Source organism: bacterium (genome assembly GCA_037128595.1).
Classification (GTDB): Bacteria; Verrucomicrobiota; Kiritimatiellia; order CAIKKV01; family CAITUY01; genus JAABPW01.
In genome coordinates this window covers 23471-40393 of the sequence record JBAXWB010000038.1, presented here as the reverse complement: position 1 = coordinate 40393, position 16923 = coordinate 23471, and the positions used below count along the sequence as shown (strand labels likewise).

Annotated in this window: 8 protein-coding genes; all 8 read right to left on the bottom strand. The window is 56.7% G+C overall.

From position 1 onward, the window contains the following. On the bottom strand, positions 1 to 1033 hold a 1033-nt coding region (locus WCS52_17605), incomplete at its 3' end, for a hypothetical protein (protein MEI6169000.1). A gap of 15 nt (positions 1034 to 1048) precedes the next feature. Next, positions 1049 to 2326, bottom strand: a complete 1278-nt coding sequence (locus WCS52_17600) for a Gfo/Idh/MocA family oxidoreductase (GenBank protein MEI6168999.1) — start codon at positions 2324 to 2326, stop codon at positions 1049 to 1051. A 94-nt stretch (positions 2327 to 2420) separates the two neighbouring features. Then, entirely contained in the window at positions 2421 to 5603 is a 3183-nt protein-coding gene (locus WCS52_17595) for a hypothetical protein (protein MEI6168998.1), read from the bottom strand. Positions 5604 to 5627: 24 nt separating this feature from the next. Continuing rightward, positions 5628 to 7103, bottom strand: a complete 1476-nt coding sequence (locus WCS52_17590) for an MFS transporter (protein MEI6168997.1) — start codon at positions 7101 to 7103, stop codon at positions 5628 to 5630. A 159-nt stretch (positions 7104 to 7262) separates the two neighbouring features. Further along, entirely contained in the window at positions 7263 to 9692 is a 2430-nt protein-coding gene (locus tag WCS52_17585) for a DUF4838 domain-containing protein (GenBank protein ID MEI6168996.1), read from the bottom strand. A 58-nt stretch (positions 9693 to 9750) separates the two neighbouring features. Continuing rightward, positions 9751 to 11559: an alpha-glucosidase/alpha-galactosidase gene (locus WCS52_17580; protein ID MEI6168995.1), complete on the bottom strand. Its 1809-nt coding sequence runs from the start codon at positions 11557 to 11559 to the stop codon at positions 9751 to 9753. Positions 11560 to 11574: 15 nt separating this feature from the next. Further along, positions 11575 to 14130 carry a DUF4838 domain-containing protein gene (locus WCS52_17575; GenBank protein ID MEI6168994.1) on the bottom strand — a complete coding sequence of 852 codons (2556 nt, stop codon included), beginning with the start codon at positions 14128 to 14130 and terminating at the stop codon, positions 11575 to 11577. 488 nt (positions 14131 to 14618) lie between these two features. Continuing rightward, positions 14619 to 16922 carry a hypothetical protein gene (locus WCS52_17570; protein MEI6168993.1) on the bottom strand — a complete coding sequence of 768 codons (2304 nt, stop codon included), beginning with the start codon at positions 16920 to 16922 and terminating at the stop codon, positions 14619 to 14621. Position 16923: the final 1 nt, after the last annotated feature.

Below are 16923 nucleotides of genomic sequence, written 5' to 3'. Positions count from 1 at the left end.
CATTGAAAAGCGTCTCGTAAAAGCCATGGTATTGCGTGAGCATCGCGCGATACGCAGCACCGCTCGCAGGCTGATAAAGCTCGCAGCGGGTGATCCAGTGCTTGGCGCCATGGCAGCCTTCCAGGATCGAACCCGCATAGTGCGAATGCATCAGGTTTGCACCGGCGCTGTAGCGGTTCTGGGGACAGGTATCGGTCTCCGCAAGGATGGTGACGTCCGAATCCAGGCCGGCAATCTGCGCCGCGCCGGCGTACATACGGATGGCGAAGGTGCGCATTTCAGGGCTCAGATAGCGGGCGTTATGGATGCGGACAACCCGGGGATTCCCTTTTCCGGCGAGGACGCGCGAAATGGGGCCGGCATGACGGATGTCGAGCTGACAGGTGCAGAAACTGCCGGGGATGGCGGGATCGGTTCCATCGATCGCCTCCCGCATGATACTGGCGACGCGCATCAGGGAATCGAGCAGGAGTTTGTCATATTCATGCGCGGCTGCGGAATCCGTACGGAGCGTGTCCAGCAATGTTTCGCGGATGAAGGTCCGCCCCAGACGACGGCCGATTTCAGCAAGATGGAGCGGGCAATAGCAGCCGTCCCGGCTGTTAAGAAGCCGGAAGTCATCGTCGATCATGAAAAAGGCCGGCTTCAGCGCGGCGAGATGCTGGAAAGCGACGCGGATATAGTTCTGAAACAAGGGATCCAACGGGCACATCTGGTAGGCAAGGCTGCCGTCGGGTCGGATGATTTTCTCAAAGGGCGCAGGTTCGTCGGGAATCCAGCCATGTCCGATGGTGGCCTGGGCAAGAATGCCAACCCGGGATTTGTCACCCTTGAAACCGTTGCGAAAGGCCGTGAAACGATCGCCGAGGATCTTCGCCTTGTCCACTGGGGGATCGCCTTCGGGGACTAGGGTGAGCATGCAGGCAATATCAGTGCAGACACCAGTATTGAGAAGGATCTCCGCATCAGCGGCGAGTTCGACCTCGCGACCGGGAATAAGCGGCATCACATGGAACGTTTTTAGTTTACGCATAAGAGAACATCCTTATTACTTTGTTGAGGATCTTACATTTGCCTCGAAATCCCGAAGTTCGATCACTGCGCCCTTCGCTAACCGCGACTGTTCCGCGGCGAAGGCGAGCAGGTGACTGTCGAGTGACATCTCCACGGAAGTCAGCATCGGGGCCGAGCCATTGGAGCGGATAGCGTCCACGAAGCCTTCCATGATCAACCGGTCCCCTCCCCCATGTGTCCCAACCGTGCCCGCCGGCTTGATCCGTTCCTCGCGTAGAGGTTCGAACTGATAGGCCATAACCGTATCCCCGGAGGTATCATAGCCGATTTCGCCATTGGTCAGGCTGATCTTGGTGATCCGCCGCTCCACCGCATTATGGCCCACCATGTTGAATGACACCGTCAGTCCACCCTCGAATTCCACATTGACCGCCTGATGATCCACCACATCGTTACCGCACCGGTAGACGCAACGGCCGAACCGGTTGGTCTTCAGCAACTCCATAAGTTCATCCTTACTCTTCACCACCCCCATCTGCCGGATATAGGCCTGGTCCGTATCGTCATTGAAATAGAGTTTGAGGACATTGTAAGGACACCTGGCCGCCGCCGGACAACCCTGAAGACAATATTCAGGTGCACCCTGCGGGGCATTCTCGGGCTTGAACCAAGTCAGGGAGCCGAACGACGAGACCCGCACGGGCCGCCGCCCCGCCAGATAGCACATGACGTCCATATCATGGCAGCATTTGGCCAGGATCATGGGCGTCAGGCGACTGGAGTTGAAAAAGCCGCGGACAAAGGAATGGGCGTGATGGTGATAGGAGAGGTTCTCACTCAACTGCATGGCAATGACTTCCCCATACCGGTCGGAGTCGATCAACTCCTTCATCGTGGCATAGGGCGTCATATAGCGCATCTGATGACACACGGCAAAGACACGGTCGGACTTCTTCGCTGCATCCGTAATCGCCACCACTTCCGCCGCAGACCGTCCAAGCGGTTTTTCGACCAGCACATGATAGCCCTTGTTGATCGCCTGAACCACCGGCTCAAGCCGCTGATCCTCAACCGTGGCCACGATCACCGCCTCAAGATCCAATCCTTGGGCGGCAAAGAGATCTCCGGCGTTCTGGAAACGCGCTGACTCCGGAATGCCATGCTCCTGAGAAAAAGCTTTCCGCCGCGCCTCATCCGGCTCTGCCACAGCGACAAATACGGCCCGATGGGGCATCTGCTTGGCATAAGCCCCGAAAATCCCCCGTCCGCGGTTTCCCGCCCCAATCAACGCCATGCGTACAGGTTTTGACATTTGAACCAGCCTTTTTCCAAGTATTCACTTCAACAATGATCAATAAATTTGTCTCACGCGAAGCCGCGAAGACACGAAGTTAAGGGTTTATACCCTACTCCCCTTTCGCGCTTTCGCGTGAAATACTTTTTCTTTCACCAGAACTAATCGACTCGAGCCACGCGCGGCCGATCCAACCTTGTGGCTGGGCGGGGCAGGTCAACTTATGAAAGTTGCCGCCGGTACCATGGACTCGCAATTCAAAGGTGTTTTGACCAGACCGAATACCCTTTAACGTCCACTTCCATGGGGCCCAGGCGCGCCGGCCAAGATTCCGCCCATTGAGATACAGATCGGCGCTGTCCACAATCCCCTCAAATTCAATGCCCCAGTCAGACGCCACTTCCTGTGCCGTGAACTCATGCGTCCACTCATAGGCTCCGCTACCCATGTAGTGAGGTAATCCAGCCTTCTGCCAACCCTGACGCGAATCGCGAGACACAGCAGGCGAAAGCCGGGCTTTCTCCCTGATCCGATCAACATTGAACTCCCCTTCCAGATACAACTGGGCCAGAAGACCCTCCATGGCACTACGAACGCTGAAGCGCAGTTCGATAGAATTATTACCCTGCTTGAGCCCACCGAGCAGGAGGCGGAGCGGCGTGGTCGTCTCCAGAGGGAAGTGACGCGTTCCACCCAATTGACACCCGTTAACCTCGATCTTGAACGCTCCACGAGCGCATCGGGGGTCACAAACCAAAAGTGGCACAGGAATCACCCCCTTAACGTCAAAAGCAAAGCGATACCGCAACTCCAGATCTGTCACGGTACTGATGACCGGCACCTTGCCAACATACTGAGAAATCACTTTTTCGGTACGGTAATTCTCAGAGAGTTGCCAGTAGGGTTTGGGGAAGTCCAGTGTCACCGGATTGATTCCCTTACACCGGATCTGAGGACGATCCAGCCTCACCCGGTTCACTTCCAACCGCTTGAACCGACACTTGTCGCCAGTAAGGACTTGTCCTTGGATGCTCTCAACACCATCCATCATCGGCATCTTACTTTGGACCCTACCGGCGAGACGCCGGTTACTACAAGTGCTCCGCGCTCCCTCTGTAGTAGCCGCCGTGTCGGCGGCATCTTCCTTCGCTCCTTCTGCCCGACCGTCGCAAGACGCCAATTTGAACAGCCCAACACCATTAGCGGACAGACGCCAGATAGCAATTGCACCATCATGCCGAACCTCTCCATCGACCCGCTCCGGTACCCACGCCAATTTCCCCTCTCCGACCAGGGAAAGCGCCAACTCGGCATCGCTCACATTCACCGCTAACAGCCACTCCCCCGCTCCCTGTTTCCGCCTAAAACGGCGCACATAACAATCCCCGCTATCGGTACCCGTAATGCGAAGTGAGGGGAGAAGCTGAGCCTGACACCACGTTTCCGAAGGATATGGAGCCTTTTCAACTTTACCGGGCAATGCGGGCCGGGATCGCAACTGGCCACCTGCCTCCACGATATGACTGGGCCCGCTCCCGAACCAGACCACCTTGACACCAGCGCGCGCCGCTTTGGTGATTCGCTCGAACGTACGCCGCGGAATCCGGGTCATCGCCGGAACCAGGAGCGTATGATAACGACAGGCTCCCACGCGCAACCAGCCTGACAACACAGTGGCCTCCGCTACATCAGCTTCGTCGGCCATATGGATCCCGACCTGCGTCCTCAAACAGGACAACAAGGTCTGCCATAAGGCGTGACGCATGGCCTCATGGGAGGAAGTATCCATGCCCGGGGCCAGATCCCAGTACGATGCTAAACTGTTTAGCACGGCGATTCCGCCCGAATCCTTGGCGCCATCCAGGATCCCCTCCATTTCAACCGTCCACCGGTTGAGCTCGCTAATCCCCTCGAAAATCGGCGTGTTCGGCCCGTAATCAGGCGGGGCCTCATGTGCCACCACCCCCTCCACGCTATTGAAAAACCCATGCAGAAAGAACCGGTCAATGCCCAACACCTTGTGCCAGGCGATGATCTGATGGCACTTCGCCGTCGTGGTGTCCCAGCCGAAAAGCGCGAAGGTCTCGGCAACCGCCGCCGGGGCAAGGGTCTGGGCACGGAGCGATCCGGCCCGCAAGCTCCCCAGATTCACCGTCGGGGTCTCCCGGTTCCCCACAAAAGGCGCAATCAGGTCGGTTCCCGGACAATGCAGAATCTTCATCAGCGGCATGACGCTGCCGAGGCAACCCGCCTCGGCCACCGGATCATCCTCAGGCGACATGTGCCCCACAAGCCTGATACCACAGGTTTCGCACCACTTCCGATAAGGCATCATGAACACCTCAATAAAGCGCTTGGCGATCCATTCCCGCAGCGCCAGACGCGTCTCCACATACTGGTTTGAGAGGGGTTCGCCAAACAGCTGATATAACCTCGGCGTGAGGTCGAACCCGTAGTCCTGCCGGAAGGCTTCGAAGAGACCGGGGGTGACGGGCCAAAAGCCATGCGGCTTTTCCTCATCTGTAAAAATCCCGGGGATCGTTTTCCCGAACTCGTGCCCCACCCACTTTTTGTAAGGATCCAGGCTAAGCGTTCGGAAGGTCGGAAACGTATCGGGATGCAGACAGTCCGGTAAGGAACCCCACGACCCGTCGACGCCACATAGTTCCCGCACAATGGCCACCAGCCGGTAGCCCTTGGGGATGGAGGGAACGCGCAAGACATAAACCTGACGGATGGCATCGCCCCGCACACAGGGGAATGTCGGAGTCGCAGGATAATAGTTTCGGCTGTCCCAAGGCGTCACAAACCAATCGCGGCGGACCGTCCCCACTTGCGCCGTGAGATCACGGGCGGCCAAGGGGTGGTCAACGGGGACCAAGCCTGCCCAAACGACGGGCTGTTCGGATACCTCCCACAGTTGGCCTGCGGCGAGACCAGAGGATGGTTCGCGCAGTACCAGTTGGGCGGCCTTCAGATCAGCACGGCGGGCCATGACCTGTCCCCCCGCCGCCCCACTGGGATAGGGATCCTCATCATAGAGCCAGAGTTTCATATCCAAGCGGCGGCCCTCCGCCACCAGCGCCTGAATAGCTGAATACCATTCGTTCGAGGCATAGGGAATCAGGTTCCCGCTCCGGCAATGCATGGCCAACGCCCGGATGCCGCCTTTCCGGCAGGCCCGAAGATACTGGATTTTCTCCGCCACGGAAGAGGCATCATTGAATAACCAGAACGGAATCATTCCAGGTTGAATGGCATTAAATTTCATTGAACGAACACGATTAGTCTTCATAAAAGCAACTCATGCTTTTGACCTTCAATGGTTTGTTTCGGCTATTGACGTTCCGCTGTGCTCAACACGCGGCGCCTTGTAATTCTTAAGTCCCCCATGCGCCTTCCATCCCTTATAAACGCGCCACAGGAAGAAGTAACTGATCGACGCGAAAATGGCCGACCAGATGTACATCCAGCGATAGTATTCCTCATCCCCGTGATAGAGCCGCTTCATGAAGTCAAGGAAGAGTCCCGCCACCACACTGCCGACAATCGTGACGATAGAACGTGCCATCGCATCCGCCGAGCCGAACTGGCCAAACTGATCCTTGGGAAAGAGCAGCCAATTCAGGGGCATGGCGGCCGCTGATTGTAACTGGCCGATCGGAAATGCAATCAGCGTCAAGATGACAATACTCCTGAAATCATGGATAAAGAAGAAGGAAGCGATCGCCATGATGGGACCAAAGAACCCGAGCCCGACAAGCACCCGGACCGGGTGAATCCGATCACTTAACATCCCCATAGGTACCATGAGCAACAATCCAGGAATCGCCATCCAGGTATTGAACTTACCTAACTGTTCCAATGAGACTCCCAAATGGAGAAAGAACAGCGTTCCCACGAAACCGCAAGCGCCAGCCACCTGCCCTGCCGCCGACATCGCGAACATATTCAAATAGTACGGATGGGTGAAACACTCCCGGAAATAGGTCTCAAAGCTGGCCAATAGCCCCGTCTTGTTCCCCACCAGGGAAGTTGGCGGGGAATATTTTCCTTCCTTCAGGCCGAAACACATGGACATGAACCCGACAAAATAGAGGACCGCCGCACCCAGGAAAATATACCGCATGTGCGTCTGGGCATGGGGGAAAACGAAATAATTAAAGGTCATTCCCGCCAATGTCCCCACCACCCGGAAGGCCGCCATGAACCGCGCCAGATAGGCCGCCGGCACCATATCGTTGAAGAGGTAGTAATAGACCGACGAGATGAACATGTTGAAGAACTGGAAGATGACGAGCAACAGGCCGATCATGCCAATGATGACGGTGTTCTTCCCAAAGCCCCCATATCCCGCCATCAGTCCATGCACCCACGCGCCAATTTCAGGCGCAAAGGCAATGGCCACCAGCACGAGGGTAATAAACGGCGTGGGCGCCAGCAGGAAAGGAATCCGCCGCCCCCAGGGCCCCCGGTGCCGGTCGCTCCGGAAACTGATGACCGGGTTGACGAAAAAGTTCATGACACTGGGGACCGTCACCAGGAACACGCTCATGACCATGTTGGGCGCGCCGAGGGCCTTGAGTTGCAGGGGTAGGATCGTCGGCAACACCGTTTCCATCAGGCTCATGGTAAAGTCGCCCCACAGGAGCCAGAAGAACACCATGAACAGCCCAAAGGTCGTGTAGCGCAGGGTCCCACAGGTATAGACGCGCGGTTCAGTACGGGCCTCGGATCGACGGGTCGTACGGTCGATCACACGGTCTATTACCGAAGAAATCCTATGTATTGTCATCCATTCATCCTAATCGGGGAGACTGGAACCAAGAACCCAGCCTACATACAAACCTATTGCCTATTCGAACTGTCTGGATCGCCGCAACCGCTTCATTAAGCCAACCGTTTCCCTAGGCATACACCCATCCGGCAGCGTTATTAGAGTCGCGGGGAATGATTATTTCGCCAACAGGAATATCCGACGATACGAGCCGCCGACATCGTGACTCTTCAGCACTCGCATGGCAATCGTGTTCCCCTGCCCCGCCTTGATGTAGGGGGTGAGGTCAAACTCAACCGCATGGTTGTAGTCATACCAGAAATACTCCGGCCCATTCCAGGTCGTACTGGTTTTACCGTCTTTAGTGAATTCCACTGCCTGACCATTGATCCAGATCTGTACCCGTCTCGCAATCAGGCTGGAGCAAAACATCGAGACCTGCTTGCCCCCGAAACTGGCGGGCACCTCCGTCTGGGTACGATAGAAGAACGCCGCCTCTTCACGTTCGGTACCATACTTCACATCCGGCATAACGGTGGTGTCGAGATCATCCAGCTTTTCAACATCCGCTCCTGGCTTCTGGTAGCCCAGTTGCTCGGCCTTGGCTTCGGTATCCAGCATCCCTTTCCACATTCGCGGTAACACGACATAAGCCGCTGCCTCCTTGATCTTCTTATCGAAATCCAGATACTGGTTATAAATGCCGCCGGTCAAATACTGGTTCTTCTCCTTCCGATCCACCCGGCTCGGATTCATAAACTTTGGATACAAGGCATTCAACCGGTCACGCACCGCAAAAACGGTTTCCAGCGATTTGGCCGCCTGGCCATAATCACCGGTATTGCGAACAATCTCCTCGGCGTCACAGGCCGCATCCGTGCTCTCCTGCAAATCAACCATCGTCTGGAGCTGGGCCTTCGCCCGCTCGCTATCGGCCATGGCCACGGCCCGCTTGAGAATCTCCCGCGCGGCCTTCCTGACTTCGGGGGTCAGCACCAGATGATTGGCCCACACCTCGTTGCCATAGAGATCGGTCACCTCATCCATCCGCTTTTCGTAAGTTGCGTAGTATTCGATCATCGCCGGAGCGGACGCGCCGAAACGCACCTTGCAATAGTCGGCAATCACATCCTTGTAGTTCAGGTTGGCATTCCAATACAATTTTTGCATCAGGTAGTTATCCAGTCCACATGAAGCCCAGTCGTCATGTCCCTGGGTAGTATGCCCGGTCAACCCCATACTCTTGAACCAGGGGTAATTTTTCCCGATGATCCCCCAGCGCGGACAGATCATCGCCACATTCCACGAAAAGCCCAGTGGCTCGTAGTCGTAGTAAAAAGTCTCAGCCCCGACGGCTCTGGCCTGCCTCATCCATTCCGGCAGCCATTGGGCGTAGGTACGATTGGTTTTGCATTTTGGATCGCGCACATCGTGCAAAGGGCACACCGTTAACGGTGCAAACACCAACGCCATATTGCGGTGCACTTTCGATTTTTTCGGGGGCATCATGTTGTTCGAGTAAACCAAAACACCGAATTTCTTTTCCGGGAACACTTTCGCCACCCGATCCAGCACTTGATTATGAAAATACCAGAGTTTATCCGTGGACGAATAGGCCCCCGCCATCCAGTCGAAATCGTCGCTATCCAACTTGCGACTTTCCGGGCGCTCATCGATGACCAACCCATCCTCGGCCGAAATGGAAGCATATTTCTTGCCGGGATTCTTTGTGAAGTAGTCGATGAAGTAGTCGGCATACATATCCCAGACCTTGGGATTAGAGAAATTCGGGTTCTGCCCCGAGGGTTTCCCATTTACGATGGAATAATACTCATCAGGCAGAATGCTTACTTCCGTGCCATCCACCATTTTTTTTGCAAGATACTTCGGCTGTTTCTTGCCCCATGCCATGGGGGTGGACAAATTGTGCCCCTGCTCGATCACTGGGTCGCCCTTGACCTTGAGGAAATTACCCTTATTCCGCAAGGTCCAGCGTACGTAACCTTCGGCATTGCCATAGGTGCACCACCAGTACCGCTCTGAATGCGAGGGGTTCTCGGTTTTGTTGATCGCCGTTGAAATGGTTTTCATCGAAGGATAAAGCTCCCCAAACGGGCCGGGCATCACCCAGCGGCAACCAAGCGATTCCAGGAAATCATAGGCCGCATACAACGTGCCCCGTGGTCTCTGGCCCGACAGGTAAAGCGCATTCCCCTTCACCACACACAAGATGCCATCCGTGGTGAGTTTCCCGATTTCCTTACCGAACCCGGCTTCACTGGCATAAGCATTCCCCAACACGATAGCCGGTCCCGCAGGCATGGCGCCCCCACGCTGAATGGGAAGTTTGGCCCCGGAGATCTTTTCAATGATCGATTGCAATTCTTCAGCAGCTAACAGTTCATCATCTTCCTTGGGCTTTGCGGGTTTGGGCTTTGCCTTGGCTTTATTCGTAGTCGCCTGGGTTTGGGCGATCTGATCCTGAACCGGATCTGCCGGCAAAACGATTGTTGCCAGTGGCTGCCCATCCTTGACCAGATCCAGAGCATGACTTTGCAGAGCCGCCAACACACCCAACACCATCATTAACGTGATTTTGATATTCATTCTAATCTCCTCATCATAAAACCCCGATCCGCCGCCTATTCGGGGCTGCTCATGATTTTCAGACATAACTATACTGGGCAATGACACCCCAGGAATTGCCGTGATTCGTGTGCATCGCCATCACGACCTCGTTCCGGCCTTTTTTCCATTTAACCGCTGCCCGATACTTGCCGGAACAGCCCGGATTGCTGCAGTGCTCATCACAGCCGATCTCCTTGCCATTGACCCATGCCTTGAAAGGCGCATCAGGCCCATAGAGAAAATAGCCCGCACCGGCACGCGCTAACAGGGCGCTGCTCCGCAGGTACACCAAGCCGTCTTTGCCATTGTGAATCTTCCGGATGTCATTGCAGCCATCGCCCAGGACTCCTGGCACGGGACTGAAGACCAGGTCTTTGCCCGGCAACTTGACCGCACGGATATCCCCGGACGCGGGCAGAAGACCCGTGGCTTCAAATCTCGGGAAATGCTTGGCCTGCGCGGCCCGCCGCTCGCGTAGTTTCCGTTTCGAAAATCGCTCAAGATCCCCCATGTATCCGGTAGGCAACGTAAGGCCCTTGGACATGAAGGTCGGGATATAATCTTTCTCCGCCGCCGCCAGACGTTCGGTCATCTCACGGATCTCGGCGGGTCCACAGACGGCCGCCGTCAGAGGATCGAGCAACATGGCGTGGACGATCGCTTCGCGATCCTTTTCCATAATGCCACGCACCACCAGGTCATAAACCGCCTGGTGACTCCGGCACAAGGCCGCCATCTGAGGCGGGAGCGCGCCGAACCGACAAGGCTGGAACCCCGCCTCGTCCACCAGGACCTTGACCTCCACGACGCCATCGGGCAGAAGATTATCAATCAAGCCACGATTGGCAACATTGCCGTAAATCGTCTTGAGCCGATTGAAGGCATGAGCCTCGATGATGTCACTTGCATATTCAAAACCGCGAGCCAGGTCCATCTTGGTGATGTCCTTGATCAGCTCGGCACGGCGCTGATCCTGTTGCGCGCGCCCGGCTGGCCAGCTGTCGGCATAGGTACTGGAGCCGCCGCGGCTACCATCGCGACAATAGCGGCGAAGCGTCTCCGGCGTCTTACGGAAGTACGGGACATACTCCGAAACATGACCGCTCGATTCCGTGACGAAGGCACCGAACTGAAGCATGAGTTCGAAACGCACGGGATTCTGCTCATAAATGGCCGACTCCTTGCGGACCCTCTCAAATATGCGGGGATAGAGATTCCGCCCGTGATGCGATAATTCCGTGATCCACGCGAGATGATTAACACCGGCACAACGATAGACCATCTCGTCGTACGGAATCTCAGCGACCTGGGCCAGCTCACGGGTGGAGCCTTGCACCGAATGACAGAGCCCCACCACCTGGGCGCTGGTATTACGTACCGCTGCCAGTATCATCATGCTCATGGGATTCGTGTAGTTCAGCACCAGCGCCTTGGGGCAGAGCTGCTCGATATCGTGCAGGATATCAATCCAAACCGGAACCGTGCGCAGCGCCTTGAAAATGCCGCCCGGCCCGATGGTGTCGCCAACACACTGATCAACGCCGTATTGCAGAGGAATATCATTGTCAAAGCGAACACAATGCAAGCCGGAAACCTCGATACAATTTACAATGTAGTGACTGCCCCGCAGCGCCTTTTTGCGATCGGTGGTGGAACTCACCTTCCAGGCGTCCCCCTTGAGCCGTTTAGCCATGACCCCAATCAACGCCTGCATTTGCGCCAGGCGTTTGGTATCAATATCCACCAACCTGATTTCACCCTGATCCATTCCGGGAATCAGCATGATGTCCCGCATCAGTGGCGCCGTAAATCCACTACCCGCACCCAACATGGTTACTACTGTCATATTACTTTTCCTTTCTTATTTCTGAAGTCCGTCCCGCTCCACCACCTCACGGGGCACCAGCAAGGCGTCCGGCGAAGCCGCAATATAGTTCGGTATGTTGTTGAACCAGAATAGCCCCAGTACCGGGTTGCGCAACCGCCAGAGTTTGCCGTCCATTCCGGGCGGAACCGGGACCGAAACCCAGTCTCCATTGACGTCGACCGCTTTTACCACCACCCCCGCCGGGTCGAGCACTTGGTGAGGTCCACCGGGTTGGAAGTGTGTTTTTGTGTAATAATATTCGATCTGCCGTGTTCCCCTGGGCACGTAGAAAAACATGTCCTGCATGACCTTCGAGTTGCGGAAGTCGTGGGATTGGCCCATGGGAAGCGTGGCGGCTTTCCCCGCCTCCACGGTCATGGACCAATACGAACCATTATCCTTATAGTCCAGCACATACAACCCCGGGCCTGGCACCTTAATCGCGTGGAGGGTATTCGTGCCGTTGGGGAGCTGGCCCTTGGCAACTTCCGCGCCCTTGGCGTCGGTGACGGTAAAACGGTTGATCCCGCCCCAGGCCGTTCCCGCCCACGTCGTGAACTCAAGCGGCTCGCCTGTGACGCTATAGAGATAGTACCTGGCCCCACCCTGATAGGTCTGTTCGCTCTTGACCGCCGGACGGTCCGCCCAGCGCACGGGAACCAGATCAGCCGAGAAGCTGACGGCCTGGCCGATATCCCGAGGCTGGAAATAGCGAAGTCCCTCCTGAAATTCGGTTTCAATACCAGCATGCGTATAGGGCACCTCCACCATCCAGGGAGCCGATTTTGCAGACTTCCCCCATTGCTGGCGGATCATTTCCCAGGATGTCAAGGCCAGGAAACGCGTGCGATAGAGGTGCGTCATGATCTCGAGGGAAAGGGCTTCGCCTTCATGTGCAGAGACCTTCTCGCGGTTGCGCATCCAATCGAGGTGTACGTATCGGAGGTAGAGTTTGATGTGGTCAAGCCGGGCCTGGATATCGGGCCGGTCAAACGTCTTCCGGCTCGCTTCGTCCACGTCGCGGTAGGCCAGCCCCAGCAGGTGTTTGCTGAGGAAAGGACGATTACCAGGGTCGAGACGCTCATAGTATCGCTGCATGGCATCTGCGCCTGCACCAAACGCCTTCTCATAAAAGTCTCTTGCAAGCGCTTTCACATCCAGATCCGGATTCCACAACAGCTTCGTGGCGGCATAATAGCCGCGGCCGTTTGAGCCCCAGCTGCTCGTACTCTCAGCGCTGACCGACGTCGCCCCGCGCGCCACAATATCACGCATATGCGCCTGCGTGCTCCGGAGGTCATTGACCCCACTGCCGGGCAGACGGTCGTAACTCCACATCCAGACGGAGAAGTACTCATAGAACCCGAGGTTCCGGCTTCTCTCGGACCACACCTTTTCGCGCTCCGGGCCCGTATATTGGCCCTGACCGAGCGAGGCCAGCAACACATGCACGTTGGGCTCCAGCTTGAACGAGGGCGGATCCCAGTGCGCACTATACGAATACAGCCCCACCATTTTGCCGGGATACTCCTTCTGAATAACCCGGGCGACTTCGTTGGCCAGCCCGAAGACCCGCTCACTCACGCTGCCCATCGCCAGCGATTCGGGGCTCACGGAATGTGACGCCGTGTCGGCGGGATCCAACGACACCATATCGGCCGTTGGGTGACTCTTAAAATAGCCCACAGCGTAATCCGCAACCATCTTGCGGACGGCCGGGTTGGACAGTTCCAATTGGGGCCCTTCCCGTTTCAGAGATCCATCCTTCTGCTTGACCAGGGCGTAGTATTCCGGGTGTGCAGTGAACACCGCCTGGTTGAGGCGAATCACCGTGTCAAGGTTATGCCCGGCATTCACGACGAACGATTCGGCCTGGGCATTATGCCGCTTCCAGGCGGCGTACTCGGCATTCTGTCGCTCCCCGCCGGAACCCGCCTCAAACCAGATCACACGCGACAGGATGGCCGGTCGATCGGTGATGTCACGACTGAATTGCAAAGCGGGGATATTCGGTACGACTTCCCACTCCTTAGCCGGAAATAACCAGCGAACACCAAGTTCCTCCAGAAAGCGGAAGACGGCATGGGACGCCCCAAGGTCGGTGGCACCAATCAGGAGAAGCCGCTTCGCCTGTGTCCGGATGGCATACGCTTCACGGCCGTCAAAGGTGTTGAAGATCGCCAGCGGTTCGGCAAGTTCCGGGGCCGGGAATTCAGCCAGTGACCCCACTACAATACCGGTTAGTCCGTCGCCATTGGTTACCGTGAATGGGGCGCCGGAGATGCGCGTCAGATAGCCCGCGAGTTCGGTCGCGGCGCTTTTTGTGGCAGGGGATGCCTTGGGCGAGATGATGATCGGCAGGAGTGCCTTGCCTTTCTCGGCCAGCTTCAACGATGCCTTGCTCACGGCGGAATTTCGCGTGACCGGCGTGATGCGCACCACGCCGGCTGGCACAGGTCGCGCCGGAACGTCCGTAGCCCTAGCCGTCGTGGACACAGCAAGTGCGCCAGCGGCGAAAATAACAAAACCCCATCGCAAATTTCGGTTCATGTCGTCTATGTTCCTATCTAATTTTCGATTCATGTGAGCCCACGCCCCATCACATTTCCGTCTGCAAGATGAATTAAGATAAAAGTTCTTCCACAATTTATAAGGACTATTTTGCCCCATAATCCAATCAAAACAATGGCTAAAACACATCACTTTTTAACCAAAACAACTTTTTTCCGCTATTTCCCATTCGCCCTATTTGTGAAAAACTTGGAGCGTACTCATCCAGGAATTAAACAGGGAAATTAACCAATGCGACCACGACAAGATCTGCTGGCACCTCAAAGTCCAAAGGGATTGATGATTTATCAACTCACTGAAGGAGAAATACCCTCCTCGCACATTTACTGCGAGGCCCAGATCATAACCCCGGATTCCCGCCGCCTGGTTCTGCATACGGCAGCGTCTCCACACGGACGCATCAAGGGTGACCACCGCCAACCACAAACACATTTGTTTTCATATTGTCTGCGTTTTTATCGGGTTTTTTAAAAGATGAACAGCACCGTCCCCGGCACCGTCCATATGATCTGGCCGCCATCGTAAACGACCCGACTGGGAGTTCCCCAGTCGGTATGCTGTGAAGATTTCAGCGTCAGCGTGTGCCCGTTCAAGCGCAGTTTGGCACGGTCGTCCGTCAGATACAGATCCCCCATGGTCAGGTTGGTCGTCACCGCCACGTTGGCATAGTTGGTGGCCGTCAGCGTGACATATTGCAGGCTGGTAATCTCGCCGGCCGCGGCATTGGTGGACGCGGGTATCCGAGTGACCGTGTTCGTGGTGTAAGTGGCCGCATCGCCATAGAGGGTTACCACCCCGCGCCCGGCCCCCTGACTGGCGGTCTGCCGATAGATCGTGCCAGCGGCACCCCGGTAGGTTCCCGAGCCAAACGCCCTCATGGTCACAGAATCGAAAGAGTCGCCGCCGGTCAGAACCACGGCAATCCGCCCGCCCCCACCGCCGTATTGAGTGGTCGCATTAGCCGACGCGTCAATGACTCCATTGCTCGCGAGGGTACCGGTTGTCAGGAAAATGGAACCTCCGGCGCTCCCCGCCATATTCGACAGGTAACCCTTTGCCAGAATGGAACCGGCCAACCGAGTCGCCCCATTGACCCGGATCTCGGCCGCGCCGCCCCCCCCCGCCCAAAGAATCCCGCTTGAAAGGCTTGCCCCGATGCCGCCGCTGCCCAGGTTGGTCGGTGCCGTAACAGAACCATAGGTCACCCAATAGGCCCAGGCGCTGGTCCATTCGGCGGCCAGGCCGCCATGGCTCGCCCCCGGTTTATTGTTGGAGTTGCTCCCGTCCCCCCGGCCCGGTCCCGCCGATTTCGTGTAACCTTTCCCGGTCACATCGATCGAGCCGCCCGCAGCCACTGTCAGATCTCCGTCAATCTGCAGGGCCAGGCGATACTGCTCATTGGTGTTATTGGCGGCATGCGAGATGGTGCCGTTCGTCGCCACCAGCAGGTTGCCGCCTACATGTAAATTGGTCCGCCAGCCGGCAAACAACTCCAAAGTGGCGTTGCTCACCGTCAGATTGCCTCCAATATTCAGGTTCGTGTACAACCGCAGGGTATAACCACCGGAGAGTGTCCAGTCGTTTGGGATCGACAACCCATTGGTCTGCGCCGCCGCCACAAACGAATTTGCAGGGCCATACGCGATCAGGTTCACAGGATTGCCAAGATTCCAAACCGTATTCGTGTTCAAACCCAGCATGCCTTTGTTCGTAATGATGATCGATGCGAAGGCATTCAAGTTCGTGTCTGCGGGCGTCATCAATGTTTGGGCCAGAGAGTTCAGACCCGCATTGTCGATCAACAACGTCCCCGTCCCCGCCGTCTGGGTGGAGGTTTGCAGGTAAATCGTTCCCGCCGCCCCAAAAATACCATCCCAAGTTTGACCGCCATTGGCTTTCAGCCGCACTGAACCAAATAAGGAGGATCCGGTCAAAATGACCGCAATACGTCCGCCTCCGCCACCCCGCTGGCTGCTGCTGTTTGAGTTGTACGGCACCGATACGTCAAGCAATCCGTTGGTGCTCCCTGTCAGGCTACTCGCTTCAATCAGGATCGAGCCCCCAGAACCGCCCGCCAGAACGCCTTGTGTCGCCTGAGCCGAAATGGTTCCATCAATGGTCGCCGCACTATTAACCGTCAACCAGACAGCCCCGCCACCTGCTACATTACCACCGCTACCCAGATTGATCGGCGAGACGATGGAACCATAGGTGTTACGGATCGCATCAGCCCCCATGCCCCCGTAGCTGGCCGCCGGTTCGCCGTTGCCACTATACGATGAACCCGCACCCGGTCCTTTTCCCGCCGCGTACCCCTTGCCCTGCACATTGATACTGGCATTGGAGCCCAGCGTGAAATTGCCATTCACGGTCACGCGTAGCCGATTCGTCTCCCCGCCCGTGTTCCCCAGATGCGTCCACATGCCGTTACTGATGACGCAGTCGCCCGTGATCGTGAAGTTGGTGAACCCGTTCGAACCGTACACCGTGAAGACCGTTACGGTCCCCGTGTAGTTTGTCTGAAGCCAGGAGGCCACCGAATAGGGCAGGCTGTTGGTGGGCGCGTCCCAGTTCATATTCTTACTGCTGCTCGTGCCATCGAGCACAATGGCGTCGCCGCTCACCGGCACGCCAGCCGACCAGTTCGCCGCCTCGCTGGCGTTGGAACTCGTTCCTCCACCAGTCCAGGTATTGGCATAGCCCGGCAAAGCCATAAATGCTATGACACATATCAGCAGCTTACTCGCCCAACCCGGTGTATCCCAGTTCATG

Bases quoted from the DNA above. Each gene is read 5' to 3' on its own strand.
- WCS52_17585 (MEI6168996.1), bottom strand. From the start codon at position 9,692: ATGAATATCAAAATCACGTTAATGATGGTGTTGGGTGTGTTGGCGGCT.
- WCS52_17600 (MEI6168999.1), bottom strand. From the start codon at position 2,326: ATGTCAAAACCTGTACGCATGGCGTTGATTGGGGCGGGAAACCGCGGA.
- WCS52_17580 (MEI6168995.1), bottom strand. From the start codon at position 11,559: ATGACAGTAGTAACCATGTTGGGTGCGGGTAGTGGATTTACGGCGCCA.
- WCS52_17590 (MEI6168997.1), bottom strand. From the start codon at position 7,103: ATGACAATACATAGGATTTCTTCGGTAATAGACCGTGTGATCGACCGT.
- WCS52_17595 (MEI6168998.1), bottom strand. From the start codon at position 5,603: ATGAAGACTAATCGTGTTCGTTCAATGAAATTTAATGCCATTCAACCT.
- WCS52_17570 (MEI6168993.1), bottom strand. From the start codon at position 16,922: ATGAACTGGGATACACCGGGTTGGGCGAGTAAGCTGCTGATATGTGTC.
- WCS52_17575 (MEI6168994.1), bottom strand. From the start codon at position 14,130: ATGAACCGAAATTTGCGATGGGGTTTTGTTATTTTCGCCGCTGGCGCA.